Annotated in this window: 29 protein-coding genes and 1 pseudogene; 9 read left to right on the top strand and 21 right to left on the bottom strand. The window is 71.0% G+C overall.

Annotated features, from left to right (window positions below; genetic code table 11):
- Positions 1-78: 78 nt before the first annotated feature.
- A complete protein-coding gene (locus tag ACZ45T_RS28845) occupies positions 79-513 on the bottom strand; it encodes a hypothetical protein (RefSeq protein WP_468446318.1) in 435 nt (144 codons plus the stop codon).
- Between the two features lie 265 nt (positions 514-778).
- Between ACZ45T_RS28845 and ACZ45T_RS28840 the strand changes: the two genes are divergently transcribed.
- Both ACZ45T_RS28840 and ACZ45T_RS28835 read left to right on the top strand, forming a co-directional pair.
- On the top strand, positions 779-2053 hold the full coding sequence (locus tag ACZ45T_RS28840) for a sensor histidine kinase (protein ID WP_468446316.1): 1275 nt from the start codon (positions 779-781) through the stop codon (positions 2051-2053).
- 9 nt (positions 2054-2062) lie between these two features.
- Positions 2063-2764: a response regulator gene (locus tag ACZ45T_RS28835; RefSeq protein ID WP_468446314.1), complete on the top strand. Its 702-nt coding sequence runs from the start codon at positions 2063-2065 to the stop codon at positions 2762-2764.
- Positions 2765-2790: 26 nt separating this feature from the next.
- Here ACZ45T_RS28835 and ACZ45T_RS28830 read toward each other — a convergent pair whose 3' ends face one another.
- From ACZ45T_RS28830 to ACZ45T_RS28810, 5 genes are all read right to left on the bottom strand, one after another.
- Complete coding sequence (locus tag ACZ45T_RS28830) at positions 2791-3711, bottom strand: S41 family peptidase (RefSeq protein ID WP_468446312.1); 921 nt, start codon at positions 3709-3711, stop codon at positions 2791-2793.
- A gap of 68 nt (positions 3712-3779) precedes the next feature.
- The gene (locus ACZ45T_RS28825) at positions 3780-5129 is read right to left on the bottom strand and encodes a radical SAM protein (protein ID WP_468446310.1); all 1350 of its coding nucleotides are present in this window, start codon (positions 5127-5129) and stop codon (positions 3780-3782) included.
- A gap of 116 nt (positions 5130-5245) precedes the next feature.
- The gene (locus ACZ45T_RS28820) at positions 5246-6004 is read right to left on the bottom strand and encodes a class I SAM-dependent methyltransferase (protein ID WP_468446308.1); all 759 of its coding nucleotides are present in this window, start codon (positions 6002-6004) and stop codon (positions 5246-5248) included.
- Positions 6005-6037: 33 nt separating this feature from the next.
- Entirely contained in the window at positions 6038-6565 is a 528-nt protein-coding gene (locus ACZ45T_RS28815) for a MarR family winged helix-turn-helix transcriptional regulator (protein ID WP_468446306.1), read from the bottom strand.
- A 172-nt stretch (positions 6566-6737) separates the two neighbouring features.
- Entirely contained in the window at positions 6738-7184 is a 447-nt protein-coding gene (locus ACZ45T_RS28810; RefSeq protein ID WP_468446304.1) for an anthrone oxygenase family protein, read from the bottom strand.
- 233 nt (positions 7185-7417) lie between these two features.
- Between ACZ45T_RS28810 and ACZ45T_RS28805 the strand changes: the two genes are divergently transcribed.
- A complete protein-coding gene (locus tag ACZ45T_RS28805; RefSeq protein WP_468446302.1) occupies positions 7418-8785 on the top strand; it encodes an AMP-binding protein in 1368 nt (455 codons plus the stop codon).
- 90 nt (positions 8786-8875) lie between these two features.
- Here ACZ45T_RS28805 and ACZ45T_RS28800 read toward each other — a convergent pair whose 3' ends face one another.
- Positions 8876-9289, bottom strand: a complete 414-nt coding sequence (locus tag ACZ45T_RS28800; protein WP_468446383.1) for a MarR family transcriptional regulator — start codon at positions 9287-9289, stop codon at positions 8876-8878.
- 154 nt (positions 9290-9443) lie between these two features.
- Here ACZ45T_RS28800 and ACZ45T_RS28795 point away from each other — a divergent pair, with 154 nt between their 5' ends.
- Together ACZ45T_RS28795 and ACZ45T_RS28790 are read left to right on the top strand one after the other, a co-directional pair.
- Positions 9444-10283, top strand: a complete 840-nt coding sequence (locus ACZ45T_RS28795; RefSeq protein ID WP_468446300.1) for an alpha/beta fold hydrolase — start codon at positions 9444-9446, stop codon at positions 10281-10283.
- Between the two features lie 71 nt (positions 10284-10354).
- Positions 10355-11299, top strand: a complete 945-nt coding sequence (locus tag ACZ45T_RS28790) for a DMT family transporter (RefSeq protein ID WP_468446298.1) — start codon at positions 10355-10357, stop codon at positions 11297-11299.
- Between the two features lie 33 nt (positions 11300-11332).
- Here the strand turns inward: ACZ45T_RS28790 and ACZ45T_RS28785 are convergent.
- Both ACZ45T_RS28785 and ACZ45T_RS28780 read right to left on the bottom strand, forming a co-directional pair.
- Positions 11333-11458 (bottom strand): annotated as a pseudogene (locus tag ACZ45T_RS28785) (cytidine deaminase); the annotation flags it as partial.
- Positions 11455-12426, bottom strand: a complete 972-nt coding sequence (locus ACZ45T_RS28780; protein WP_468446296.1) for an AraC family transcriptional regulator — start codon at positions 12424-12426, stop codon at positions 11455-11457. The pseudogene ACZ45T_RS28785 and the gene ACZ45T_RS28780, both read right to left, overlap by 4 nt.
- Before the next feature lie 100 nt (positions 12427-12526).
- Between ACZ45T_RS28780 and ACZ45T_RS28775 the strand changes: the two genes are divergently transcribed.
- On the top strand, positions 12527-13468 hold the full coding sequence (locus tag ACZ45T_RS28775; protein ID WP_468446294.1) for an MBL fold metallo-hydrolase: 942 nt from the start codon (positions 12527-12529) through the stop codon (positions 13466-13468).
- Positions 13469-13486: 18 nt separating this feature from the next.
- On the opposite strand, the gene ACZ45T_RS28770 is transcribed toward ACZ45T_RS28775, so the two are convergent.
- On the bottom strand, positions 13487-13990 hold the full coding sequence (locus tag ACZ45T_RS28770; protein ID WP_468446292.1) for a hypothetical protein: 504 nt from the start codon (positions 13988-13990) through the stop codon (positions 13487-13489).
- Positions 13987-14715, bottom strand: a complete 729-nt coding sequence (locus ACZ45T_RS28765; protein WP_468446290.1) for a 4'-phosphopantetheinyl transferase family protein — start codon at positions 14713-14715, stop codon at positions 13987-13989. Before ACZ45T_RS28765 ends, ACZ45T_RS28770 begins: the two co-directional genes overlap by 4 nt.
- A gap of 125 nt (positions 14716-14840) precedes the next feature.
- Here ACZ45T_RS28765 and ACZ45T_RS28760 point away from each other — a divergent pair, with 125 nt between their 5' ends.
- Positions 14841-16085, top strand: coding sequence for a hypothetical protein (locus ACZ45T_RS28760; RefSeq protein ID WP_468446288.1), 1245 nt, complete (start codon positions 14841-14843; stop codon positions 16083-16085).
- Between the two features lie 98 nt (positions 16086-16183).
- Here ACZ45T_RS28760 and ACZ45T_RS28755 read toward each other — a convergent pair whose 3' ends face one another.
- From ACZ45T_RS28755 to ACZ45T_RS28730, 6 genes are all read right to left on the bottom strand, one after another.
- Positions 16184-16639 carry a hypothetical protein gene (locus tag ACZ45T_RS28755; protein WP_468446286.1) on the bottom strand — a complete coding sequence of 152 codons (456 nt, stop codon included), beginning with the start codon at positions 16637-16639 and terminating at the stop codon, positions 16184-16186.
- Positions 16640-16748: 109 nt separating this feature from the next.
- Positions 16749-18602, bottom strand: a complete 1854-nt coding sequence (locus ACZ45T_RS28750; protein WP_468446284.1) for an alpha/beta hydrolase — start codon at positions 18600-18602, stop codon at positions 16749-16751.
- A gap of 8 nt (positions 18603-18610) precedes the next feature.
- Complete coding sequence (locus tag ACZ45T_RS28745) at positions 18611-19081, bottom strand: hypothetical protein (protein ID WP_468446282.1); 471 nt, start codon at positions 19079-19081, stop codon at positions 18611-18613.
- Between the two features lie 378 nt (positions 19082-19459).
- Positions 19460-19714 (bottom strand): hypothetical protein, encoded by a 255-nt coding sequence (locus ACZ45T_RS28740; protein ID WP_468446280.1) that lies wholly within the window; start codon positions 19712-19714, stop codon positions 19460-19462.
- Positions 19715-19760: 46 nt separating this feature from the next.
- Positions 19761-20252 (bottom strand): DUF4279 domain-containing protein, encoded by a 492-nt coding sequence (locus tag ACZ45T_RS28735; protein ID WP_468446278.1) that lies wholly within the window; start codon positions 20250-20252, stop codon positions 19761-19763.
- 52 nt (positions 20253-20304) lie between these two features.
- Positions 20305-20700, bottom strand: coding sequence for a hypothetical protein (locus ACZ45T_RS28730; protein WP_468446276.1), 396 nt, complete (start codon positions 20698-20700; stop codon positions 20305-20307).
- A 169-nt stretch (positions 20701-20869) separates the two neighbouring features.
- Between ACZ45T_RS28730 and sigJ the strand changes: the two genes are divergently transcribed.
- Positions 20870-21823: an RNA polymerase sigma factor SigJ gene (gene sigJ / locus ACZ45T_RS28725; RefSeq protein ID WP_468446274.1), complete on the top strand. Its 954-nt coding sequence runs from the start codon at positions 20870-20872 to the stop codon at positions 21821-21823.
- Positions 21824-21878: 55 nt separating this feature from the next.
- On the opposite strand, the gene ACZ45T_RS28720 is transcribed toward sigJ, so the two are convergent.
- Together ACZ45T_RS28720 and ACZ45T_RS28715 are read right to left on the bottom strand one after the other, a co-directional pair.
- Complete coding sequence (locus tag ACZ45T_RS28720) at positions 21879-22397, bottom strand: pyridoxamine 5'-phosphate oxidase family protein (protein ID WP_468446272.1); 519 nt, start codon at positions 22395-22397, stop codon at positions 21879-21881.
- 65 nt (positions 22398-22462) lie between these two features.
- Positions 22463-22966 carry a hypothetical protein gene (locus tag ACZ45T_RS28715; protein WP_468446270.1) on the bottom strand — a complete coding sequence of 168 codons (504 nt, stop codon included), beginning with the start codon at positions 22964-22966 and terminating at the stop codon, positions 22463-22465.
- 25 nt (positions 22967-22991) lie between these two features.
- Between ACZ45T_RS28715 and ACZ45T_RS28710 the strand changes: the two genes are divergently transcribed.
- Entirely contained in the window at positions 22992-23540 is a 549-nt protein-coding gene (locus tag ACZ45T_RS28710; protein ID WP_468446268.1) for a hypothetical protein, read from the top strand.
- A 19-nt stretch (positions 23541-23559) separates the two neighbouring features.
- On the opposite strand, the gene ACZ45T_RS28705 is transcribed toward ACZ45T_RS28710, so the two are convergent.
- On the bottom strand, positions 23560-23814 hold the full coding sequence (locus ACZ45T_RS28705) for a nitroreductase/quinone reductase family protein (protein WP_468446266.1): 255 nt from the start codon (positions 23812-23814) through the stop codon (positions 23560-23562).
- The gene (locus tag ACZ45T_RS28700) at positions 23811-24044 is read right to left on the bottom strand and encodes a hypothetical protein (protein ID WP_468446264.1); all 234 of its coding nucleotides are present in this window, start codon (positions 24042-24044) and stop codon (positions 23811-23813) included. Before ACZ45T_RS28700 ends, ACZ45T_RS28705 begins: the two co-directional genes overlap by 4 nt.
- Positions 24045-24077 lie beyond the last annotated feature (33 nt).

The following is a 24077-nucleotide window of genomic DNA, read 5'->3' as shown; positions in this document are numbered from 1 at the left end:
TCGAAGTACGGGAGCGAGGAAAGCGGTCGAGGGCCCGCGCCGCCCCGACGGCGGCGCAGACCCTCGACGCAGGGTGGACTAGAACGCGGCCCGGCAGTTCAGCAGCTTGGTCGTGCCGACCTTGCGGTCGCATGCCCAGGCCTTCACGTCCTTCTTGTTCTTGAAGGTCCAGCTCCTCGAGCCGTTGACCACGGCCACATGGTTCTTCACCGGGAGCCAGGCACCGTCCTTGTAGTCCTGGTAGGAGAGGGCGAGGACGGCCTCGTAGCCGTCACCGGCCACCTTGTCCTTGGCCGTGGCGCCCTTGAACGATCCGGCGTAGAGCTTCTCCTTGGTATCGGGGATCTCTCCCGACACGTGGTACTCGTACGTGCCGCTGATCTCGGCCTTGCCACTGGTGGAGGTCTGGTTGAAGCCGAAGCCGGCCGCGCTCGCGGTGCCGGCCAGCCCGATGACGAGGGCGGATGCCACGGCGGAAGCTCCGAGGAGCGTGCGCTTCACAACACTGGTCATGGCTGTGTCTCCCTTTCTCAGGGAATGCAGAGGGTTGGTGTGGACCCGGCCGCAGTGGTTGCCTCCAGCGGCCGGCCAGACAGAAAGCTAGGCGAGCGGGACGCCGCGCCTCGGCACGCACCGGGATGATTCGGATCTCCACCCCGCGCGGGTGGCGCGGGGCCGGCGTACAACTTCAGCGGTAGTCGGGCCATGCTCGCGCGGTGGGCGCCGGTCCTGCGGCGGACTCATGGCCCACTCGTGTCGAGGGCCGTAAGCTGCGCCGATGCACGCTGGATTCGGGTTCCTCGACAGACCCGCGGGAAGATACCGGTCACTGGTCGTCGACTCGCTGCTGGCGCTGGGCTACGCCGGCGCCGGGCTGTTGCTGGGGCAGGAGCAGCCGCCGGTCGGATGGCGGGGCATGGACGAGTTCGGGGGTGTCCTGACCGTTCTGGTGGGTCTGGTCCTGCTGGCCCGCCGTATCGCCCCCGTCGTGGTGTTCGCTTCCAGCAGCGCGCTGTGGATCCTGTTCATCGCCTGCGGTTACTGGCCGGTGGTCAACTCGATGCCCCCGCTGTTGGGGCTGTACACCGTGGCGGCGACCCGACCCGTACGTACGTCCGCTGTGTGCACGGCAGTTGTGTCCGGGATATGGGTGTACGCGGGCCTGAGCAACGCCGACAACAGCTCCATGCCGACCGTCTTCGCCCAGGCGGTCCTGTTCCCGGCAGTGGTCTTCGTCGTCGGGCGCGGCTCGGGAGCCCTCGCCGAGCGGAACAGGCAGTTCGCCGCTCTGACCTACCAACTGCGCAGACAGCAGGAGGAGAACGCACGCCAGGCGCTCACCGAGGAGCGGGTGCGCATCGCGCGGGAGCTGCACGACGTGGTCGCGCACCACATGTCCGTGATCTCGCTCCAGGCGGGGATGGCCTCGTACGTGTTCCCCACGGACCCGTCGGCGAGCCGGCGGGCCCTGGACATCATCGCCGGCACCAGCAGGGAAGCGCTGGAGGAGATGCGCCGCATGCTCCTGCTCCTGCGTGTCGGCCAGGAGGGGCAGGCGGACCCGAAGGACGCCGACGCGCTGGAGGACGGCGGTGGCTACGCGCCGGCCCCCGGGCTCGACCTTCTGGACGGACTGCTCGAGCGTGTGAGGGGAGCGGGGGTCCACGTCACCATGGACGTCGTCGGCTCTCCCGCTCAGCTTCCGCAGGGCATGGACCTGTGCGTCTACCGGGTGATTCAGGAGGCGCTGACGAATGTGCTCAAGCACGCGGGGCCGACCCGGGCGAATGTCACCATCCGCTACGAGACCCACACCATCGTGGTGTGCGTGACCGATGACGGAGGAGTCAACTTCCGGCCAGAAAAGGCGATTTCACCCGGTCACGGCTTGATCGGGATGAGGGAACGCGCGAAGGTCTACGGCGGGGCAGTCACCGCTGGCCCCCGTACCCTCGGCGGATTCGAGGTCCGACTGGTCCTTCCGGCACCCACCCTCGGTGACCGGCCGGACGGTCCTGCGGCCCCGGGTCCCGGGGACGGCCGTTTCCGGTGAGGATTGCCCATGCCCACGGTGCTGGTGGTCGACGATCAAGTGCTCATCCGTGCCGGACTGGTGTCCCTGCTGAACGCCGCGCCGGGGCTGTCCGTGGTCGGCGAGGCCTGCGACGGGGAACAAGCCGTCCGGCAGGCGGAGGCCACCACACCCGATGTCATCCTCATGGATCTCCGCATGCCGGGCACCGATGGCATCACGGCGACGGAACGCATACTCGGCCGGGGAGGCGACTCGGCGCCGAGGATCCTGGTGCTGACGACCTTCGACCAGGACGAATACGTCTACAACGCCCTGCGCGCGGGCGCCTGCGGATTCCTGCTGAAGGAAACGCCTCCCGAGCGCCTGATCTCCGCCATCCACACCGTCGCCTCGGGCGACATGCTGTTCGCGCCGACCGTCACCAGACGCCTGATCGAGGCGTACCACCCCGGGCCGACACCGCCTGCGGTGATCGCCCCGGAATGGCACACCGTGACCAACCGGGAACGCGACGTCCTGCGGCTGGTGGCCACGGGCGCGACCAACACGGAAGTCGCCCGGCAGCTCTTCATCAGCGAAGCCACCGTGAAGACCCACCTCAACCGGGCGATGGCCAAACTCGGCCTCTCCAGCCGCGCCCAAGTCGTCGTCTTCGCCTACGAGACGGGCCTGGTGACGCCGGGTGGCCCGACAAACCTGCCTCGGTCCGCCGGCTTCACGGGGTGGTGAGCAGAGGCGTCAAGCGAGCGATGGTGTCAGTGAGTGGTGGCGCCGGCGGTCGGCTCCGCGTCCATGCGCCGCAGCGCGGCCTTGAGCGCCGTCTCGAGCGCCAGGTCCGCCGGGACCTGAACGTCGGGAACGACACCCACGCCCTCCCAGTTGGTACCGGTGACGGTGTTGATGCTCCGGGCTACCGGCACGGTCACGAGTATGTGCTCGGCGACCGCGTGGCGGGCGGTCGGATGAGCGCCGCCCCGCGTGGTCGCACCCACGACAACGGCCCGGCCGTTCGCCTGCAGGGTGTACGCCACGTCCTCGCCCCCGGAGAACGTGATCTCGCTCGTGAGCACGTAGACGGGGCGGTCCGCGTAGCGCGGCGCGGGCAGGTGCGCGGCCGTCCAGAACTGCTGGGTCGTGCCGGTGGTCCGGTCGTAGATGTCGTTCAGGTGCACCTGGTCGTCGGGGAAGAAGTAGCTGCACCACATCGCGGCCCCTTCCGGTGACCCGCCGAGGCAGGCCCGCAGGTCCAGCACGAGGGCGGAGCTGTGCGCGACCAACTGCATGGCCGCGCCGATCACGCTCGCGCCCTCCGTGGCGGTCGCGATGCGCGTGAGCTCGATGAGCCCGACGTTCCCCTCCAGGCGCTCGACGCGCCGGACCCCCTGGTTCTCGGCCCTCATCAGGGAGAGGAAGGCGGCCCGCCCGCCGTCCTCGTCCTGCGGGGCCAGCGACTGCGGCTCGTCCGTCCAGAGCAGCCGCAGATGCCTGTCCGGGCACACCTCCTGAAGGTGCGCCGTCACCGCCTCGCACAGCGCGGGCCCCTCCAGGCCCTCGTACGCACCCGCTGCGAGACGACTCCGGATCGCGGCGTCGACGACAACGGCCTTTTCGGGGAAGACATAACCTGCACTGATCCGGTCCAGGGCCTGTCCGATTACTTGCTCGTTAGTGATCATGAAGGGTCATGCTAGACAGCCAACAGGCTCAGGACCAGCGGATTTCAGTGAAGGTCAGAGGTCCGGAGTCAGTCCCCCGTGGTGTTCTCGAGCCCCTCCAGGCTGTCCATGAAGGAGCTCACGGAGAACACCGCGCGGCCGGGGCCGGCCGGTCCGTAGCCGGGCGGGGAGCTCAGGCCGTACTCCTCCAGGGTGGCTCGGTACGCCTCCAGCAGCCGGATGTGGTATTCGAGGGGTGCGCCCAGCGGGTTGGCCTTGCCGAGGGGGGTCGTGGGCTCGGGGCACCAGGTGGTGAAGCGCGGTACGACGCCGTTCGACATGAAGAACCGCAGGCCCTCGGTGGTGGATGCGATGGCCTCGTCGACGCTGGTGAAGCCGAACGGTTCGGCCATCTCGATGCCCGCGACGAAGTTGGGGATCACGTTGCGGGGACCGAACACCTCGGCGGAGTCCAGGATCCTGCGGTGCCATTCGTCGCGTCCGACGTAGCGTTCCTTGCCGGGGCAGTGCAGTTGGAACAGCCGGCGGTCCCACACCTCGAAGTTGGGGTGGTAGATGCGGATGCCGTGATCGTGGAAGCGCTGCACGTCGGCGCGGGGGAGTGCCTGGGCGACGACCTTGCCGATCCAGCGGCCGGGGAAACGTTCCTCGATGGCCTTGGCGTAGTGGCCGTAGAAGTCGGCCTCGTCGCGGCCGGCGACCTGTGAGGTGATGGAGCCGCCGGTGAGGGTGTAGGCCCGGGAGGTGCCCGCGGTGTCGTACTTGTCGATGATCTCCAGGGCTTCCAGCACTTCCTCCACCGGCTTCACCCCGGTGTAGGGGCGGCCGGCCGCCTTGTGCTGGCGCCAGTTGTGGTTGATGTCGCAGAACTGGCACTCCTCCTTGGCCCCGAAGTACTGGCACACGCGGAAGACCGTCAGGTAGATGAGGTAGCCCCACTGGATGGTCGGCGCGACCTCCATCACCGACTTGCCGTTGGAGAGCGTGTGCCGGTAGTACTCCGGCATGGGCGGCAGGCCGACGTCCGCGATCCGTACGCCGTCCAGATACAGGCCGAGCGTGCCGTCCTCGCCGCCCCGCACGATGTACGGGGAGTCCGGGTTGACCCGTACGGAGACCACGGTGCGGCGCAGTCCGTAGGGGCCGCCGGTGAGCACGATCTCCTCGGGAGGCCGGTTGAGGGCTGCCGCACCGAGCTCGGGCAGGGTGCGGTGGTCGAAGGAGAAGATGAAGTACGACTTCGGCTTGACGTCACCGCGGGAGCCGTCGGCGGCGCCGCTGAGCGCGGACTCGTCGAAGGCCATGCCGCCCCGCAGGAGGTCCTCCTTGATCACGGCTTCCCTCGGTACCTGGGGGAAGCGCCCCATCAGGTCCTCGATCAGCGCGGTGCGGCTGGTGTTCTCTCTCTGTTCCTTCATCTCTGACTCCTTGAGGGTTGCGGTCGCGGTCCCGGCCCGCCTCGAACGCCGTGCCGCGGCCGGGGTGCCGGGCGTGGATCGTCGTTGGGCGACCGGCGGGGTTTCACGCGGGGCCTTCACGGTTTGCGGGCGTGCAGCACGCGCAGCCCCCGTGGGCCGGTGGCGTCGTGGCTGACCTCCAGGCCGGCGTCGCCGCACTGCCCGGCCAGCCAGTCGGCACCGATGCGCAGCTTCGGATAGCTGCTGGCGCGCAGGGACCACTGCCCGTCCACGCGGAGGTGGAGCAGGTCGTGGACCATCACGGTGTCCTGGTCGACGTACTCCAGGAAGCAGGTCAGCAGCCGGTTCTCGTCGCTGCGCACGGGCAGGATGCGGTCGGTGCCCTCCAGCGGCCGGCTCAGGTCGCGGTAGGTGATGACGAGGTGGCCGCCCGGGGCGAGCGCGTCGTGGATGTCGCCGAGCAGGGACACCACCTCGGATGCGGAGCTCAGGTGGGGGAGCGTGTCTCCCATGCAGAGCACCGCGGCGACCGTCGCGGGGGCTGCGATACGGGGCAGGACGGTGCGGATGTCGGCATGCAGCGGGCGGATCGCCGCGTGCTCGCCGGCGTACCGGGTGAGTTCGTCCAGTAACTTCTTGCTGGTGTCGACCGCGGTGACCGACTGGAAGCCGAGGCCGGCCAGCGCCAGTGACTGGGCGCCGGGACCGCAGCCGAGGTCGACGGCGGCGGTGGCGCCGGCTCCTTCATCGGGCCGGACGCCGAGGCTGCGCAGCAGTGTGGCCTGACTCTCGGCGAGCGAGGCGACGTCCCCGCCGAGCATCCAGGTGTACTGGTCCGCGAGCAGTTCTTCATAGTGGTCGGCAACGGTTGCCATATGAACTCCTTCGGTGCGGGCAGCGGATGGGGATCACTCGCGCGCATCGGGGGCCGGGGCGGGCTCATCCGCCGCGGTCGCCGCATCCTCGGGGTGCGCGGCGTCGCGGACCCAGTCGGCGAGATCGGCGAGATGGATGTTGGCCCGAGCGGCGTCGAGTTCGGCACCGAGCGCTGCCCGGTAGGTGGAGGTGGCTGCCGCGTAGCGGTCACGCCCGGCCTGGGTGATGACGGCGGTCACCGCCCGGCCGTCGGCGCCGCCCGGAGTCCGCTCGGCCAGCCCCTGGGCCTCGAGCCGGGCGATCAGCCGGGTCACCGAGCTGTCCTTCATCCCGAGGCGCTCGGCCAGTTCGCCCATGCGCAGCGCGCCGTCGTTCTCGGGCCGGCTGAGCGCGCACATGGCCCGGTACTCCGACAGCGGCAGGCCGTGGCGCCGCTGCAGCACCTCGTCGAGCCGGCGCTCCATCCGGCCCATCAGCCGCACCGCCGTGCACCAGCGGTCGTCCTCGGCGTCGTTGGCGGCTGCAGGGGCCGGATGCGAGGTCTGTAAGGGTCCGTCCACGCAGCGCAAGATATCTGCTTGCACATACAAGAATCAACGCCCCGGCTGTTGAGGGGTGTTGAGGCCGAATGCCGCGGCGGGCCCGGGTCCAGGCCCCGGGTCCAGGCCCCGAGGCCTGGATCCGAGCCCGCGCGGCGCGGCCACCGGTGAGCTCGTGGTGGTCTCGTGGTGGTCAGCTGCCCTGACCGTGCATGACCAGCGCCCAGGCGAGCAGGGCGAGGGCGGCCGTGCACAGCACCGCCCGCCACAGGTTGGCGCGGACCCAGGGTGCCTCGAAGGCGCCGCGCACGGCGGCCGGATCGGTGATCTGCTCGATCGGTCCCGCCGCCTCCAGGGCGTTGTTCAGCGGGATGTTCACCCGGGCCGTGATGCCCATCGCCGCGAGGTAGGCGAGGAGCGCGCCGATCAGCGGCGCCAGCGCCCCGCGCTCGCCGGGCCCGGTGGCGTGAAGTACCACCGCCACCGCTGTGAACAGCAGCGCCCCGAGGTAGCCGAGCATGAACCAGCCGTTGAGGATGGCCACATTGATGCGCTGCATCGTCTCGATCATGGTCCGGTCGCCGCTGCGCCGAAGGCCCGGCATGACGGACACCGAGAATCCGTAGAAGAGGCCGCTCATCAAACCCATGGTGATCGTCGCGGCGATCAATGACGCGAACCGTGCCGTTTCCAAGTGGAGCCCCCCGGGTCGAGAATTGGTCATCGAACGGTCAAGTCCTGCCGATCATAAGTGGGGACCGGCCCGGGGTGCCCCCGTAGTCTGGCCGTGTCCGTCTGCACCATCCGTATCCATCCGTATCCATCCGTATCCATCCGTAGCCATCCGTACCGCCGCCGAACGGAGTCGCCGCCATGCTGACCGCCCTCACCGGTGCCTACGGGGACCGCGCGGACGCGCTCACCGTCGCCGGCCGCACCACCTCCTACGAGGAGCTGCTCGGGGCGGCCGGTGCGGTGGCCGCCGACCTCGCAGGGGCCCCCTTCCCCGCCTTCGCCGTGACGGCCACGGCCTCCCTGGAGACGGTGGCCGCGGTGGTGGGCGGCCTGCTGGCCGGGGTGCCCTGCGTACCGCTGCCGCCGGACGCCGGGCCCGCCGAGCGCGAGCACATCCTGCGCGACTCCGGGGCCCGCCTCATCGAGGTGGACTTCGCCCGGCGCTCGGCCACCTGGCCGACCCGCACGGCCGCTCCGGGCGCTCCGGGCGATCCGGCGCTGATCCTCTACACCTCCGGGACCACGGGCCCGCCCAAGGGCGTGGTCCTCAGCTCGGCCGCGATCGCCGCAGACCTGGACGCGCTCGCCGAGGCCTGGCAGTGGAGCGCCGAGGACACGCTGGTGCACGGTCTGCCGCTGTTCCACGTGCACGGGCTCGTCCTCGGCGTCCTCGGCGCCCTGCGCACCGGCAGCCGCCTCGTGCACACCGGGCGCCCGACCCCCCAGGCCTACGCGGAGGCCGGCGGCAGCCTGTACTTCGGGGTGCCCACGGTGTGGTCCCGCATCGCCCGAGCGCCACAGGCCGCAGCGGCGCTGTCCGGGGCCCGGCTGCTGGTGTCGGGCAGCGCGGCCCTGCCGTCGCCCGTCTTCCGCGACCTCGAACACCTCACCGGGCACCGCATCGTCGAGCGGTACGGGATGACCGAGAGCCTGATCACCGTCAGCGGCCGGGCGGGCGGCGAGGTCCGCCCGGGCACGGTCGGCACCCCGCTCACGGGCATCCGTACGCGCATCGCCGCCGAGCCGGGCGCCGACATCGGGGAACTCCAGCTCACGGGGCCCACACTGTTCTCCGGCTACCTGGGCCGGCCCGAGGCGACCGCCGCCGCGTACACCGAGGACGGCTGGTTCCGTACGGGCGACATCGCGGCCGTCGACGAGGCGGACGGCGTGCACCGGATCGTGGGCCGTGCGTCCATCGACATGATCAAGTCCGGCGGGTACCGGATCGGTGCGGGCGAGGTCGAGAACGCGCTGCTGGACCACCCCAAGGTGAGCGAGGCGGCCGTGGTCGGCGTCCCGGACACGGATCTGGGCCAGCGGATCGTCGCCTTCGTCGTCGCCGAAGGGGTCACCGGCGCGGAACTCACCGATTTCGTCGCGGCGCACCTGTCGGCGCACAAGCGCCCGCGCGAGGTCCGTTTCGTGGCCGCCGTGCCGCGCAACGCCATGGGAAAGCCGCAGAAGCGGCTGCTGCTGGGCGAGGAGTACCAGGAGCGGACCTGAGCCTGGCGGATCCCCTGAGCTGGCCGTGGCCGGTGGCAGTGGGCTGTGGTCTGCTGCCGTCCGCGGCCGCCTGCGGCGGTGCGGCTGCGGTCAGTGCGCGTCGCGGACGAGGTGGCGGACCAGGACCTGGAGGGCCTCGGTCACCTCGGGCAGTCGCTCGGCATCCGCCTCGCCCAGCGCCCTGGCCAGGGTCTCCTCGACCTTGGACGCTCCGGCGGCCCGTACGGATGCCACGCGCGCCGAGGTCCCCGGGGCCTGCCGCACCAGCGTGCGGCGGCGGTCGGCGGGGTCCGGCGCCGTCTCCACGGACCCGGCCTCGCGCAGGCGGGCGACGGCGCCGGAGACCTGACTCTGCGGCAGGCCGGTGCGCACGGCGGTCTCTCCCACGGTGGTGTCCGGGTGCGCGGCGATGTCCCCGGCCACGATCACCACGGAGCGGGTGCTGCCGGCATACCGGCCGGCGCCGCCCGGGGGTTCGGGCAGGGCTTCCTCGCCGAGTTTCATCAGGGCCCGGCCCAGCAGGAACAGTTCGATGCCATCCACCCGGCCAAGGTACATCAACGGAGATACATCGGTCTTGATGTATCTGTTTCGATGAGTTAGCCTGATCGCAGAGCAGCGGACGAAGGGGCCGCGCCGACCGTACGAAGGAGTCGCCATGTCCGCCGCCGCGATCACTGCTGCCGCCCTCCGGGTTCCGGGCGCCACCTTGCACCACCAACTCCAGGGCGATGGACCTCTGTTGCTCATCGCGCAGAGCGGCGAGGGGGACGCGGACCGTACCGTCGACCTCGTTCCGCACCTCACCGACCACTACACCGTCCTGACCTACGACCGCCGCGGCCTCTCCCGCAGCCGGCCCGAGCAGCCCGGGCGGACGGCCACCCTCGCCGAGCACGCCGAGGACGTGCACCATCTGCTGGCCGCCGTCACCGACGAGCCCGCCCTGATGCTCGGCTGCAGCCTGGGCGCGGTGATAGGCCTGCACCTGGCCGCCCGTCACCCGGAGCAGCTCGCCACCCTGATCGCCCACGAGCCGGTCGCCCCGCGGCTGCTGCCCCAGCCCGCCCGTGGCCGCCACGAGGCGGAACTCGCCGCCCTCCAGGACACCTACCGCACGCGTGGGCTGGCCGTCGCCCTCCCGGAGATAGCGCGCGTCCTGGGCATCGACCCCGCCCGGCGGGACGCGGAGCCCGGCCTCACCCCGCAACCCCTGGACGAGCGGCGCCGCGCCAACTTCGGCTACTTCATCGAGCACGACTTCTCGGCGATCATCCACGACAGCCTCGATCCGGCCGAACTCACCGGCGCCACGACCCGGATCGTCCCGGCCCTGGGCGCGACCACCTCACCGGCCGTCTTCGACCACCAGTGCGCGAGAGGCCTGGCGGACCTGCTCCAGGCCCCCATAGCCACGTTTCCGGGCGGGCACAACGGCAACACCACCCACCCGAAGGCCTACGCGGCCGCCCTGCGGGCGCAGCTCGCCACTGCCTGAGCGGCGGCGGCCTCCGCACTCTGGGGAAATCCCCTGGGCAAGCGCCCGGTGGCGTAGGTACGTTGGCGCTTATGGATCACACGGCCGATGGCCACAGAACCGATCAGCGTGCCCTGGCAGCGGCGGCCGTCACCGTCGCACTGTGGGCCTCCGCCTTCGTCTCCATCCGTTCGGCGGCCGCCCACTACGATCCGGGGGCGCTGGCTCTGGGACGGCTCCTGACGGCCTCGCTCGCCCTGGCGGTCGTGCTGATCGTCAAGCGGGTCCCGTTGCCGCCGCGCCAGGCCTGGCCCGGGATCCTGGCCTCCGGAGTGCTGTGGTTCGGCCTCTACATGGTGGCGCTGAACTGGGGCGAGCAGGGTGTGGACGCCGGTACCGCGGCCATGATCGTGAACATCGGCCCGATCGTGATCGCCCTGCTCGGAGGATGGCTGCTGGGGGAGGGGTTCCCGCCGAAGCTGCTGGCGGGCATGGGCGTCTCCTTCGCGGGCGCGGCCGTGGTGGGCCTGTCCACCTCCAAGGGCGGCTCCGCCTCCCTGACCGGTGTCCTGCTCTGCCTGCTGGCCGCTCTCGCCTACGCGGCCGGGGTCGTCTCGCAGAAGCCCGCGCTGAAGTACGCGAGCCCGATCCAGGTGACCACGTACGGCTGCTTCGTCGGCACGGCGCTCACCCTCCCCTTCGCCGGGCAGCTGCTGTCCCAACTGCCCGATGCGCCGACGGCGGCCACGCTCAACATGATCTACCTGGGCCTGTTCCCGACCGCCCTGGCCTTCACCACCTGGACGTACGCCCTCGCCAGGACCACCGCCGGAAAGCTGGGCGCTACCACGTACGCCGTGCCCGCCGCCGTGGTGCTCATCGCCTGGATCGTGCTGGACGAGATCCCCGGCTGGCTGACCCTGCTGGGCGGCGCGATCTGCCTGGCCGGCGTCGCCGTCTCCCGCAGCCGCCCCGGCCGCCGCGCCCCGGCGACCGTGCAGCCGAGCGACGGCGAGAGCGTGCACGCCGCGGACTGACCGCGCCCCCCCGAGGACGGCGGGGTCAGCGAAGACCCGGCCGTCCCGGGCGCGCGCCGCGGCTGCCATGGTGTGGTCGTCGCCGCGGCAGCGGGTGCGCGCCAGGTGGGCGGCGGCCTCGAGGAGTTCGTGGTCGACGTGGTGTGCCTGCGTGGTCATCTTCCCTGCCTTGGTGCGGTGTCATGTACGACGCCTGGGGACGTGGAGGGCCCGGCCTGTGCCCGGTAGCGGCCCGGGGTCGTGCCGAACTCGCGGCTGAAGGCGTGCGAGAGGGCGTACGGGGTGCCGTAGCCGACCTGGCGGGCGATGGCGGCCAGGGGCAGGTCGCCGTCGCGCAGCAGCGCCGCGGCCAGGCTCAGGCGCCACCAGGTCAGGTAGGCCATCGGGGGCCGGCCGACCAGGGAGGTGAAACGCCGGGCGAGGGTGGGGCGGGAGACCCCCGCCTGCTCGGCGAGGCGCTCATTGGTCCAGGGCGCGGCCGGGTCCGCGTGCAGCGCCCGCAGGGCCGCGGCCGCCACCGGGTCACCCAGTGCGGCCGACCACACCCCGGTCCTGCCCTCGGCCACCCAGGAACGAATCATGTAGACGAGGAGCAGGTCGAGCAGGCCGGGGACCGCGATGCCGGATCCGGGCCGCATCTCGGCCAGCTCGCAGCCCAGCAGGTCGATGGCGGCACGGAGTTCGGGACGCGCACCCACCCGGTTCGGCAGGTGGACGACCTGCGGCAGCTCCGCCATCAGCGGGTGTACCCGACTGCGGTCGAGGCGGTACTTGCCGCACAGCATCTCCACCACCCCGGAACCCTCCCGCGCCCCGCCCGCCGCGAGCGGCCCGCGCATCCCGCCCCACTGTCCGAACGGCACCGCCCGCTCCACCGTCCCCGCATCGGCCGGGCGATCGGCGAGCACGTGGCCCGAGCCGTACGGCAGCAGCACCGCGTCACCCGGACCCAGCGAGAGCGGGGAGCCTCCGTCGGGCAGCAGCCAGCAGCTGCCCTCCAGTACGACGTGGAAGCCGGCGCCGTCGTACGGGTCGAGCCGCGTGCACCAACTCCCGCTCACCCGTACCCGCTCCGAGGAGGGCCGCCCGATGCGCACGGCCGAGATCGCGTCACTCACCACGTCCATCAGGTCACGGTATCCCCGGCGTCAAGGATGAGACGTCCACGTATCCGCATGAGCCATACGGGCATTGAGCGGCTCACCGGCTCTTCCTAGAGTCGACGGCATGACGAGCGAGAGCAAGCAGACCCTCATGCTGGGGGACGTCGAGATCACCCGGGTCGTCGAGTGGCAGGGGCCCTTCGCTCCGGCCCGCGGCCTCCTGCCCGACTCCACGCCCCAGGTGTGGAAGGACAACGAAGAATGGCTGGCGCCCGACCACTGGCAGCCGGACGACGACAGCGCGGTCATGGCCCTGCAGACCTGGGTCCTGCGCAGCGCCGGACAGACCGTCCTGGTCGACACCGGGGTGGGCAACGGGCGCGAACGGCCCAACTCGCCGCTGTTCCACCACTGGCAGGGGGACTTCCTCGACCGCCTGGCAGGGGCGGGGATCCGCCCACAGGACGTCGACATCGTCGTCAACACCCACCTGCACGCCGATCACGTCGGCTGGAACACCCACGACGCCGGGGGAGAGTGGATCCCGACCTTCCCCAACGCCCGCTACCTGATCCCGGCAGCCGACGACTTCCACTTCGGCCCCCGCAACTCCCACGGCGGCGGCCTGAAACCGGACGACCGCCTGATGTACGAGGACAGCGTCGCGCCCGTCCACCGGACCGGGCAGGCAGTGCTGTGGGACGGCGTCCACCACATCGACGAACACCTCACCCTGGAGTCGGCACCCGGCCACACCCCCGGCTCAGCCGTGCTGCGCGTCGCCTCCGGCGGCGAGCGGGCGGTCTTCGTCGGCGACCTCCTGCACAGCCCGGTGCAGATCCTCGCGCCCTCCTGCAACAGCTGCTTCTGTCTGGACGCGGAACAGGCGGCGACCACCCGCCGCCGCATCCTCGAACGGGCCGCGGCCGACCGGGAACTGGTCGTCCCCGCCCACTTTGCCGGCCCCGGCGTGTTGGAGATCCGCCAGGAGGCCGACACCTTCACCCCCGCCCGTTGGACGTCCTGGCCCGCCTCCCCCGCCATGAGCGGCCGGCGGCCGCGCTGACCGGGGACGGCCCCGGCTCTACGGTGATGCGGTCGCGCCTGACGCGTCGAGCGCCGCCACCAACGCCTTCGCCTCCGCGTGCGCCCGGGGTACGTCCACGTCGTCGCAGATGACTTCGAGTCCGAGCGCCGCGTACTCCGGCTTGCCGGGGAAGGCGTAGTACGACTGGTAGGCGAAGTAGGCGCGCAGCTCGTCGGCGGGGTCGCGGCCGACCGACAGGCCGGCGAAGCGCTCCTCGGTCGCCGGGCCCGAGAGCAGCGTGCGCGTGCTGGTCTCGCTGAGGTGGAGCTCCCGCTCGTAGGGCTCAGCCGTGAGCGGCAGGTCGAGCACCGCACGGGCGAACTCCCGGGCGTGCGCGGCGTCGTCGAAGGCGAGGAGCTCGCTGAAGTCGGGCAGGGCGGCCAGCAGCAGCCACCGCGCGGGCCGGCCCGCCTCGGCGGGTTCGCAGGCGACCGAGAGGACGCACGCCCGCTCCTCCGCGGGTCCCTTCCACGCGTAGGTGAACACCTGCTCGAAGTTCATGACGCCGGCGCCCCGGTTCTCCAGGCGTGGGCGGCGACCGCGAGGGCCGCCGCGTAGCCCGCGGGGGCCGGCAGGTCCGTCAGGGTCCAGTCCGCGACCGTCGCCGGGGTGGGGCCGGAGCCGACGTACGGGTCCGCGAGGCCGAGGGCCAGGCCCCTGCCGATGGCCTTGAGGCAGGCCTCCTTGCGGGACCAGACGCGGGCGAGCGCGGCCCGGCGCTCGGCAGGCGCCAGGGCGGTCAGCTCGGAGGTCTCCGCCGGGTGCAGGGTGGGCAGCACGTCGGCCACCGCCGCCGCGCTCGGGGTCTCCTCGACGTCCACACCGACCGGGACCGCGGCGAACGCGAAGTAGGCCATGTCGCCGCTGTGCGAGAGGGAGAAGTGGACGGCGCCCCCGGCCACGGCGGGACGGCCGTGCGGGCCGCCACAGCACGGGCAGTCCTCCCGGACCAGACGTACGTCCCGCGGGGCCATCCCCAGGTAGCCGCCCAGGAGCACCCGCAGCCCCACGTGCGAGGCGAGATAGCGCTGTCGGGCGCCGTGCCGCACGAGTCGCTCGGCCCGCGAGCGTTCGTCGGCGTCCAGCACCGCCGCCGCCTCGGCGACACGGTGACCGCCGACGACGTCCTGCAGGGTGTCCATCGACCACACGGTCACGGCCGCACCCTCCGGGGGCGGTCCGATCCGCGGCACGCCGCCGCCGAGTTGATTCACATACTCGATCACCCGACCGAGAGTAGACCAGACGGCCGGTGAACCGTCCGCCGCATCGTCCCCACCTCGACCGCCCGGCCAAATCCCGTCTCCGCGCACCGTTCATGGCGGCGCCGCGGGTTGAGTACGGTCTGCTCATGCACATCAATGCAGCGGAGCAGCAACGGGGGCATGTACTCCTGATAGCCGGGGACGCCGCCGTGCGCCGACGTACCGTACAGCTCGCGCCCAGCGCCAATCTCGCTGCCCTCGCGATGGTGCCGGCTGCGGTGCTGCTCGACAGCCAAGTCCCCAGCGACACCGTGTGCCTCGACGGGGCCCGCAACCCGAACACCGTCCTGACGCGGTTGCGCACGGCCGCCGCGACGCCGGGCCCGCTGCTGCTCTACCTCTCGGGCCGGCTCACCGTCGACCGCCGTGGCCGCCAGCTCCACCTGGCCCTGGTCGGCACCACGCCGGGCACGGTCCGCTACACCTCACTGCCCTGGCAGTGGCTGGCCACCGAACTGCGCGGCCGTCCCGCGGGTCTGACCACGGTGCTGCTCGACCTCGCCGCAGACAAGGAGGCCTGGCCGCTGCTCCAGGAGTACGGCCACCTGCCCGCCTCGCCCTGGGCGGAGGTGTACGGAGTGGTGTGCCCGCCTGCCTTCGCCACTGAGGGCTCGGCGGTGAGCAGCTACACCCGGCACTGGATCGACCAGCTGCGCCACAGTCCCACCAGGCCGGCCAACGTCCACCTGCACGCCCTGGCGGTGGGAACGGCGGCGCTGCCGCCGGGCACCCTCATCCTGCCGAGCAGCCACGAGCTCGGCAGGCGGCCCGCCTCACAGCCGCAGCAGGGACATGGACAGGGTCAGGGCCGGCAACAGGAACAGCCCAGGCCGCATCCGCCCCAACCGGCGGTCCCCCCGGCTCCGGCCGCCACCCCCGCCGCCTCCGCCCAGGACCCGCGGCCGCACATCCACGCCCTGGCCACCGGCGGCCGCCACCACGAGGCGGCCACCCTCGCCCAGGCATGGGAACAGCACGTCCTGCAGACCTACGGGTTCAACTCCCCGGAGGCGACCCAGTGGGCGGAGATCCGCGCCGACCTCGCACGGATGGCGGGCGACTTCCGCCTCGCCACCCGGCTGTGGATCGCCGCCGGCCAGGCCCGCCTGGCCCGCCAGGGCCCGGGCGATCCCGAGGTACACGCCGCGGCGGCCGGCGCCCTCCACTGCTGGACCCAGCTCAAGGACCAGGCGGCGGCGCTCGAGTCGGGGCCGGAGCTGATCCGCTTCCTGCGCGTCCTGCCGTCCTTGGACCCCCGCCACCTGCACCTGACCGAGCAGCGGCTGGAGGCGCTGCGTACCGCGCACCGCCCGCGGGCCCTCCGTACGTAGCAGCCGGGCAGGCCCGCGCAGGCGGCACGCGTGGCGCGGAGCCGTTCCCGTCGACACCACGAGAACGGTTCCGCGTACGACGCCCGGGTATCGGCTGCTCAGTACTCGCCGTCGAGGGCGGAGGACGATTCCGCACGGTAGCAGGCGGAGACGACCTTGAAGAGGATCATCGAGCCCCCGGTCGCCGACTTCTTCACACCCGTGACGTGTACGGCGAACTGCTCGCCCTTGTTCTCGGCATAGATCTCGGGATCCTGCGCCTGGCTGTTGGCCTTGCCGTCCTTGGTGATCTTCCAGCCGTTCTGGTTGAGCGCCTTGCGTAGATTCTGCATGCCCTGCTCGACCTGCTCGTCGGAGATCTCGTACACCGACCACGGGTGCGACAGGGAGAACAGGTCGTCCCCGTACTCGCGGCACCGTGAAACGCTCGGGCCTGGCTCGGTCACCTTGCCCTTGACCCCGGTCATCTCCAACAGGCCGCTGGAGGCCAGTTTCGTCTTCTTGCGGGCCGGGTCGGGATCCATCCTCACCGGCGTGTAATCGAGTTCCTTCACGTTCGTACACCCCACAGACAGCATGGACAGCGATCCGGCAAGCACGACGGCGAGAGCCGTGGCTCGCATCATTCTGGCGATTCCGCGATCGCGGACCGCCTTCTTCGTGTCAGTCACGCTGGACCTTGTCGTATCGGCCCGCGACCACAGCCGCCTGATTTTCGATGCTCAATGAGTGATCTCTCCAGTAGTCGGTGTGGCTCTCGGCATCGTTCGCCATGATATTGGCTCCGAAATCCTCGTCGGAGGGCACGTTCTGCCCCCATACGCTTCCGAAAGGCAGCATTTCCTTCCACCACTTGTTTCCGCCGCCGAGCCCGGCCATCTTGCCGCCGGCGGGTACCTGGTCGTCGGCGAAGGAGGCCGCCTGGGACCACACGTGGCCCTCGCCCGCGTCCAGCTCCTTGGCGTGGCCGACCAGCATGCCGGGGCTGCCGACCGCGACGATGTCGTCGGCGCGCAGGTCGCCCGCGTTGGAGGCGGCGCCGAGGACCGTGCTGCCGTAGCTGTGGCCGATGATCGTGGTGTGACTGGCGTCGTCACCGCCCTGGAGGTTCTCCAGGCCCGCCATGAAACGGTTCAGGTCGGGCGCCGCGTCCTCGGCGTAGTGCTTCTTCATCGCCTCCGGAACGATGCTCTGCGGGGCCTCGTACCCGATCCAGGTGATCGTGGACACGTCCTGGCCGGGGACCTGGGCGTGGGTCTCCTTCCACAGCTCGCTCATGTGGTGGATGTAGTCCTCGGACTTCGTGATGTTGGTGTACGTACCCGGCACGAAGACCGCCGTGTGGTCCGCGGTGTCGGGGTTGCCGTTGGCGACGATGGCCCGCCCGCCGCCCTTGGTGTCGAAGCCGAGCAGGTAGGCCTCCGGCAGACCCTCCGTGCCCGTCGCGTCGAACCGGCTCTGGATCGCGTTCATCCCCTTGAGGTTCTTCTCCAGGAACTCCTTGTCCTTGGCGTACTTCTTGTCCCACTCCGACCAGGCCGGGTTGAGGACCACCGCCGGGTAGTCCCGCCCGGAGGGGACGTACTTCTGCGGCTGCGGGGGAATGCCGTTCAGCTTGAGCTGGAACTCGCCGTGCTTCTCCGCCAGTACGGTGCGGTTGGCTTCGTCGCGGACCACGCTGGGCAGTCCGTCCAGGGCGCCCACCTCCGCCGCGTTCAGCGAGAGGTACGCCGCCTGCTCGTCCGCCGACAGGCCCTTCCACCAGTCGGCGTTGGCCTTCGGGTCGCCGTCCTTGGGCGGAGCCTTGATGTGGTCGAGGTAGTCCTTCGCGCCGCTGCGGACGTCGGCGGTGTCGCTCTGCGCGTCGACCCAGTCCGAGTCGGAGACGACGAGGTCGTCGTCCGCCTTGAGCTTGCGGAGCTTCGGCGCCCACAGGGTGTCCGCCTCGGTGGCCTCGGCCACCGCCTGGGCTATGCGGTTGGCTATCTCCACCGCCTTGCCGAAGTTCGGGTTGGGGTGGATGTTCGCGGCCTGCCGCTCCAGGGCGGAGGACAGGTCGTTGGCGTCACGCGTGGGGTCGATCACCCCGCCCGAGGGCTTGCCCTTCGCGCTGCCGGTGACCGTACCGCCCTCGGGCAGCTTGCCGTCCTTCTCCGTCCCGCCGGGCGGATAGGACACCGAACCGTCGGCCCCCACGGAGAACTTCGCGGCCTCCGCGTCCGCCACCGCCGCGTCCAGCTTCCGCCGGGCGTCCGTCAAAGACGCCGCGAGCGCGTTCAGGGAGGTGGCGGCCAGCCCGCACTCGACCTGCGTGTAGTGGAAGTTCTTCGCCAGCGCCCGCAGCTGCTCCAGCGCGGCGGTCACCGCATCACCGCTCAGCCCGTCCCGCAGCCGGGCCGTGATCTGGCCCTCGGCGCTTCCGTAGGCGTGGTCGGCCATGGCGCTCACCGACTGGTAGCCGTCGGCGGCCTCCGTGAACTCGGTCGGCTTGAGCGCCTTCAGCGTCGCGTAATCCATACCCGCCCTCACCGGCCCCCGTTGTTGCCGCCGGTGGCGGGAGTGTCCTTGTACTGCTCGTTCATCTTGGCGAAGTCGCCGCGAAGGGCCTCGTCATTGCTCACCTGGCCCTTGCCCGCGCTCACCATGGGGCCCTGGAGCGCACCGCACTTGCCGGTCAGCCCGTCCAGATAGCCCTTCCAGGACTGGTACAGCTCCTGCTGGGCCGCCGCACTTTCCACCCCGGAGATCACGGCGCCCTTCTGGCCGGCCTCGAACTCGGTCAGGGCCTTCTTGATCCCCGACACCAGGAGACCGACGTCGTCGGCCCCCCGCTTCCAGACGGCCATGTCGGACTTCAGGTCCTCGCCGCCGCCGCCGCCGCCGCCGCCGCCGCCACCGCCACCGTCGGCCGCCGCGCTCGCCAGCCGCATCTGCGTACCGGCTGCCGTCTCCTGTTTGAGCCCCGCCCACTCCGTATCGAAGGAGGAAATGCTCACCCGAGCCCCCGTAGAATCGCGAATGCAATGATCAAAGGCTCATCCTACGAGTGTGCTGGGGGTGGCCCGGCCCCCCACCCCGTACCCTCCGTACCACGACATGAGCGCCGCGGGGTGACCCGACCGGTCATCCGGCCGGTATGTCCCCGTTGGCACCGCTCCGGAGCCGGTCGGCCGCCGTGGCCGCGCCGACCCATCGTCACAAGACCCTTACAAACGAGCCAAGTTATGTGGCCGCGGCCGACATCGCCCCGGCCTCGCGCTCACCGACTCGCACCGCAGCGGTGTGCAGGAAGCGCGTGACGGCGGAGTCCAGGAAGTCGCCGAATTCCTCGGGGGTGGTGATCCGGGGGCATTCGGTGGCGACCTCGTCGTCGGTCAGCGCATCGAGGTCTGCCCAGCCCCGCGGTACAGGACGCAGTCCAGCTCGCTCCAGCGGTCGGCGCCCAGGATGCGCACACCGATCGAGTCGGGGGCGGCGACGAGGGCCCGGTCGGTCTCCATCTGCTGAGGCCACGGCGCGGCCTCGTCCCGCCAGGTGATCGGGCCGGGGCTGAGGCCGGACGCCGTCCAGGCGGGGAGGCGCGAGGTGACCTGGGCTGCGGCCCGGTCGAGGTCGATCACGTGATCCATGGAGCGATCTTCGCCGATGTCCCTCGACCGCCACCCGTGCCGGTGCTCATCCTGTGAGGTCATACTCGTCGACGTCCAGGACCGCCCCGGTGGCGGCGAGGAAGTCCAGCACGTCCCGGTCCAGGTGCCAGCCGTAGAGGTTGGGCTTCTCGGTGGCCTCCGCCCGATCGGCCTCGTCCGCCTCGTCTGCCTCGATCGCCCCGTCGGTCTCGCCGGCCTCCCGGAAGTAGCGCACGATCTCCAGCACGGCCGGGCTGCCCGCCCCGGGCTCCTCCTGGCCGAGCCGCCTCGTGAGTCCGGCGATGCGATCGGTGTGGGGCCGGATCCGGTCCAGAATGCGGGCGACCTGCTCATCCACCCGCAGTCCCGGCTCCCGGCACACGATCTTCCAGCTGTGGCACACCGGAACCGCCGGCTGGGCGCTGCGGCTGCCGCGAACTGTCGTCTCATCAGGCTCCATGCCCAGCAGCGCCGTCATCTCCCGCGCAGACATGCGCTCGCTGAACAGGGCGAAGTAGACGTACTGATCGAGTGGCATCCCGGGAGAGTACCTGCGCGCAGGCGTGGCACCGGCGGGATTTACGTACGGGTCAGCGTGCCCTCGATGCCTGACCGCGGGGCAGGACCTGGCGGAGCGCCATCACGCTCAGGCTGAACATGAGGACACCCAGGGGGACATGGAGCCCCCGCTGGTGCGCGATGCCGAGGATCACCTGCACCGAGGCGAGCGCGAGGAAGCCGGACGCGTGCAGGATCGGGCGGGGCGAACCGCCGCCCGGCCGCCACGCCAGGATCGCGGCGAGCACGTACAGCATCGACGCGCCGTACATCACGCGCGCTCCGACGCCGTGCAGCACCTCGCCGTGGGAGGAGAACAACAGCAGCCCGGCGGTGACTGCCTGGAAGACGAGGGACAGGGTCTGCAAGGCGATCGCGACCTGCAGGAACGTGACTCTGCCCGGTGCTGTCGTCGTCTGGACGGCCATGATGTGGTCCTCTGTTCTGCCTCGCGGCGGTGATCGGTAGTCTCTCGGAGGTCTGACGACGCAGGCCCGCGAAATGTCAGGCGAGGCGTCGGCCTCACAGTCCGGTGCCGTGTTCGTCGACGGGGCGAGCGCGGAAGCGGACGGAAAGAACCAGGGAGCAGGCGCGGCCATGAGCACCCCATCCGAGTCAGTGCACGACCGGTCCGAGCCGGACCTGAGCGCGGTCGTCGGCGAGCGGCGCCGGCTGATCAATCTCGCCTATCGGCTGCTCGGTTCGCTGGCCGAGGCCGAGGACGCCGTCCAGGAGACCTACATCCGCTGGTACGCGATGCCGCGGCAACAGCAGGAGGCCATCGCGTCGCCCGGCGCCTGGTTGACGACGGTGGCCAGCCGCGTCTGCCTGGACGTGCTCGGTTCGGCGCGGGCCCGGCGTGAGCGTTACGTCGGCACGTGGATACCCGAGCCGCTGCCCGACCGTTCGGAGTGGATCAGCGTGCGGGCGGGGGGCGGCAGGGCCGAGCCGGCCGACCCCGCCGACCGGATCACCCTGGACGAGTCGGTGAACATGGCCTTCCTCGTCGTACTGGAGTCGATGACGCCGGCCGAACGCGTGGTGTTCATCCTGCACGACGTCTTCCGCTATCCCTTCGCCGAAATCGCCGAGATCGTCGGCCGGACACCTGCGGCATGCCGAGAGCTTGCGTCCTCGGGCCGTCGGCGCGTTCGCGCCGCGGGGACTCCGGCGGTTCCGGCAGCCGGGCAGGCCGCTCTGGTGCGGAATTTCAAGGAGGCCTGGGAGTCCAAGGACATCGCGGCCCTCGTCGGTCTCCTCGACCCCGACGCCACGATGACCGCCGATGGCGGCGGCCTGGTCGGCACCGTGCTGCGCCCGGTCGAAGGCAGCAAGAACATCGCCCAGTACCTGATCCACATTGCCGACAAGGCCCCTGGACTGGCGCTGCTGGAGCGGACGGTCAACGGCCGGCCCGGCCTGGTCGCCCAGCACAGCGGCGTCCCCGTGACCGTGGCCGCGTTCGACATCACCGGTGGCCGCATCAGCCGTATCTGGGCGGTCCGCAACCCGGAGAAACTCGGTGCGTGGACCGAGGGCGACCAGGTCTGATCCGGCGCCGGACCTCGAACCGCGCCGCCCGCCGGGCGGTTCGAGGTCCGGCGAACTACTGGGCCGGCCTGGTCCAGGTCTGGCGCGGCGCGTAGCCCTCGCGCCGCAGCCAGTGCTCGGTGTAGACGATCCGTTCGGCCTCGATGACGACAACGGGCCCGGACGGCGGTTCGTCGAGGGAGCGTGAACGCTCGACGTGGTCGGACTGCCAGCGGAAGGCCGGCCAGTAGCGCTCGAAGTCGGGTTCGTCTTCGGACAGCGTGCGAGCCCGCCCGAAGAGCTGAGCGCCTCGGCTGCTGGCCTGTCCGACCAGCGGAGCGAAGATCCCCACGGACACCCGGGGGTCCGCAGCCAGATTCCTCATCTTCGGCGAGCCCGCGGCCGCGGTGAACATCACTGCGAAGTCGAGGTGGAAGTACCGCACGGGGGTCGCCAGCGGTCCTTCCGGCCCTGCCGTCGCCAGCACGCACATGTTCTGTGACGACAGCAGGTTGAGTATCCGCTCTTCCAACCGCTCTCGATCGAGGCGCTTCTTGGGGGTCGGGCCGGCCAGCCACGGGTTGGTTACAGGCATGATCAAGTATCCCATGGCTCGCTCGCCGCCTTGCATGCGTGCGGCCGGCCCCTTGAGCGGCGCTTCTAGGGGAGCGCGCTGCTCACGCCGTCGACGATCATCATCCACATGGGCTGACCGCCCGTGCCGAACGCCGACGCCAGGGCGTATCCGATCGAGGCGTCCGCCGGCCGGATCTCGGATCCCTCCTTCCAATCGGCGATGACCGTCTCGTCACCGTCGCAGGAGAAGTCACCGATGTGCGCGCCGTCGCGGGTCAGGCGGCTGCTGGGGACGGAGTCGGGGACCAGACGGTACATCGCCCCGGCGTACTCCACGTCCACCCGGTACGAATGCCGGCTCAGCTTGCCCTTCGCCGGCTTCACATCGGCCTGCAGGCCGTCGATCCGCAGGGTGAGGTGGGCGGGGTCGCGCGTGCCGATGGCGATGTGCGGGTCCGCTTCCGCCGCCGGGTCCCGTTCCAGGATCAGGTGCGGGATCGCCTCACCTTCGACCTCGAGACGATCCTGGCCGTCCTGCCGGACGGTGATCTCGCCGAAGTGCGTGTCGTCGATGGGTGCTCGGTCCATGTTGTTCACATTATCGTTGGCCGACGTGACCGATTTCGCTGCGCCCACGTCGCGCTTCCTCGTTCTGCACGACTACGGCATGGGTGGCTCGTGGTGGTGGGTCCACGCGAGGTCGGCTCGGGAAGTGCGCGAGACGTTCTCGGACGTCGAGGTCATCCACGACGCGGACACGGCCGAGCGCGCCGAAAGCTGGGACCTGGACGAAGCGAGGGTCGACGGGACGACCATGCCCGACGGTCTGGATTCCCTCCGCGCCAAGCGAGATGCTCAGCGCGGCCGTGACGGCTTCGGGGCGCTCGCCGACAGGAAGGTCGTGTGGCTGAGGCGCCGCTGGGACTACGACGATGACGAGGACCAGACGGTCTACCTGATGGAGGTCGAGGCCGACGGCCGCCGACTGCGCCAGGTCGAATTGGTACCGGACGGGCCCGACCTGAGGAGCGGACCGGACGACTGGCCCTTCAATTCCCCCGTCGTGGACCTCTTCGACCCCGACCTCGTGGGCATGGAGATCAGCGAAAGCGAGTTCGAGGCCGCCTGGCTCGGCGCCCGTCACGAGGACGACGTGCTGTAGCGGCCGGGACGGGCGCCGCTCACGTGAGGCCGGCGTCCGGCGCACCGGGTCTGGGCTCCAGGACCACCACTGCGGTCTCGGACGGCCTCAGCGCCGCGTAGGCGTCCAGGTTCGCGTCGATCCCGCGCCAGCGGGCCCACAGGCGCAACCGCTCGTCCCCCGTTGCGGCGTGACCACGCACCAGCCGCCGCCCGTCGACCAGATCGACGGTCGCGTCCGGATGCGTCTGCAGGTTGAGCCACCAGGCGGGCTCGCCCTCGCCCCACCCGTTCATCGCCAGCGAGACGAGGTTCGGACGTCCTTGACGTACCCGATGATGACGCTGCGCTGCCGCCCGGTGCGGCGCCCGGCGGTGGTCAGCCGCAGCGTGCCCCACCCGCGGGCGCGTGGCCGCCACAACCCGATCCGGCCGCGGAAGACCCGGTACGAGGCCCGGTGCACGGACCAGGCCAGACGGATGAACCAGCGCGGCGGGAGGATGGTGTTGGTCGTAGATGTCCTCATCCCACGACAAGAGGGCGGGCGACCTCACCGGTG

The sequence above is a fragment of the Streptomyces sp. NPDC030995 genome, assembly GCF_055571215.1.
This window is presented reverse-complemented; position numbering and strand designations above follow the sequence as displayed.

Bases quoted from the DNA above. Each gene is read 5' to 3' on its own strand.
- ACZ45T_RS28775 (WP_468446294.1), top strand. From the start codon at position 12,527: ATGACGAGCGAGAGCAAGCAGACCCTCATGCTGGGGGACGTCGAGATC.
- ACZ45T_RS28810 (WP_468446304.1), bottom strand. From the start codon at position 7,184: ATGAGCGGCCTCTTCTACGGATTCTCGGTGTCCGTCATGCCGGGCCTT.
- ACZ45T_RS28705 (WP_468446266.1), bottom strand. From the start codon at position 23,814: ATGAACGGGTGGGGCGAGGGCGAGCCCGCCTGGTGGCTCAACCTGCAG.
- ACZ45T_RS28730 (WP_468446276.1), bottom strand. From the start codon at position 20,700: ATGGCCGTCCAGACGACGACAGCACCGGGCAGAGTCACGTTCCTGCAG.
- ACZ45T_RS28830 (WP_468446312.1), bottom strand. From the start codon at position 3,711: ATGATCACTAACGAGCAAGTAATCGGACAGGCCCTGGACCGGATCAGT.
- ACZ45T_RS28825 (WP_468446310.1), bottom strand. From the start codon at position 5,129: ATGAAGGAACAGAGAGAGAACACCAGCCGCACCGCGCTGATCGAGGAC.
- ACZ45T_RS28740 (WP_468446280.1), bottom strand. From the start codon at position 19,714: ATGGATCACGTGATCGACCTCGACCGGGCCGCAGCCCAGGTCACCTCG.
- ACZ45T_RS28720 (WP_468446272.1), bottom strand. From the start codon at position 22,397: ATGCCTGTAACCAACCCGTGGCTGGCCGGCCCGACCCCCAAGAAGCGC.
- ACZ45T_RS28715 (WP_468446270.1), bottom strand. From the start codon at position 22,966: ATGGACCGAGCACCCATCGACGACACGCACTTCGGCGAGATCACCGTC.
- ACZ45T_RS28800 (WP_468446383.1), bottom strand. From the start codon at position 9,289: ATGAAACTCGGCGAGGAAGCCCTGCCCGAACCCCCGGGCGGCGCCGGC.
- ACZ45T_RS28845 (WP_468446318.1), bottom strand. From the start codon at position 513: ATGACCAGTGTTGTGAAGCGCACGCTCCTCGGAGCTTCCGCCGTGGCA.
- ACZ45T_RS28795 (WP_468446300.1), top strand. From the start codon at position 9,444: ATGTCCGCCGCCGCGATCACTGCTGCCGCCCTCCGGGTTCCGGGCGCC.
- ACZ45T_RS28780 (WP_468446296.1), bottom strand. From the start codon at position 12,426: ATGGACGTGGTGAGTGACGCGATCTCGGCCGTGCGCATCGGGCGGCCC.
- ACZ45T_RS28770 (WP_468446292.1), bottom strand. From the start codon at position 13,990: ATGAACTTCGAGCAGGTGTTCACCTACGCGTGGAAGGGACCCGCGGAG.
- ACZ45T_RS28790 (WP_468446298.1), top strand. From the start codon at position 10,355: ATGGATCACACGGCCGATGGCCACAGAACCGATCAGCGTGCCCTGGCA.
- ACZ45T_RS28835 (WP_468446314.1), top strand. From the start codon at position 2,063: ATGCCCACGGTGCTGGTGGTCGACGATCAAGTGCTCATCCGTGCCGGA.
- ACZ45T_RS28820 (WP_468446308.1), bottom strand. From the start codon at position 6,004: ATGGCAACCGTTGCCGACCACTATGAAGAACTGCTCGCGGACCAGTAC.
- ACZ45T_RS28805 (WP_468446302.1), top strand. From the start codon at position 7,418: ATGCTGACCGCCCTCACCGGTGCCTACGGGGACCGCGCGGACGCGCTC.
- ACZ45T_RS28840 (WP_468446316.1), top strand. From the start codon at position 779: ATGCACGCTGGATTCGGGTTCCTCGACAGACCCGCGGGAAGATACCGG.
- ACZ45T_RS28735 (WP_468446278.1), bottom strand. From the start codon at position 20,252: ATGCCACTCGATCAGTACGTCTACTTCGCCCTGTTCAGCGAGCGCATG.
- ACZ45T_RS28760 (WP_468446288.1), top strand. From the start codon at position 14,841: ATGCACATCAATGCAGCGGAGCAGCAACGGGGGCATGTACTCCTGATA.
- ACZ45T_RS28700 (WP_468446264.1), bottom strand. From the start codon at position 24,044: ATGAGGACATCTACGACCAACACCATCCTCCCGCCGCGCTGGTTCATC.
- sigJ (WP_468446274.1), top strand. From the start codon at position 20,870: ATGAGCACCCCATCCGAGTCAGTGCACGACCGGTCCGAGCCGGACCTG.
- ACZ45T_RS28750 (WP_468446284.1), bottom strand. From the start codon at position 18,602: ATGGATTACGCGACGCTGAAGGCGCTCAAGCCGACCGAGTTCACGGAG.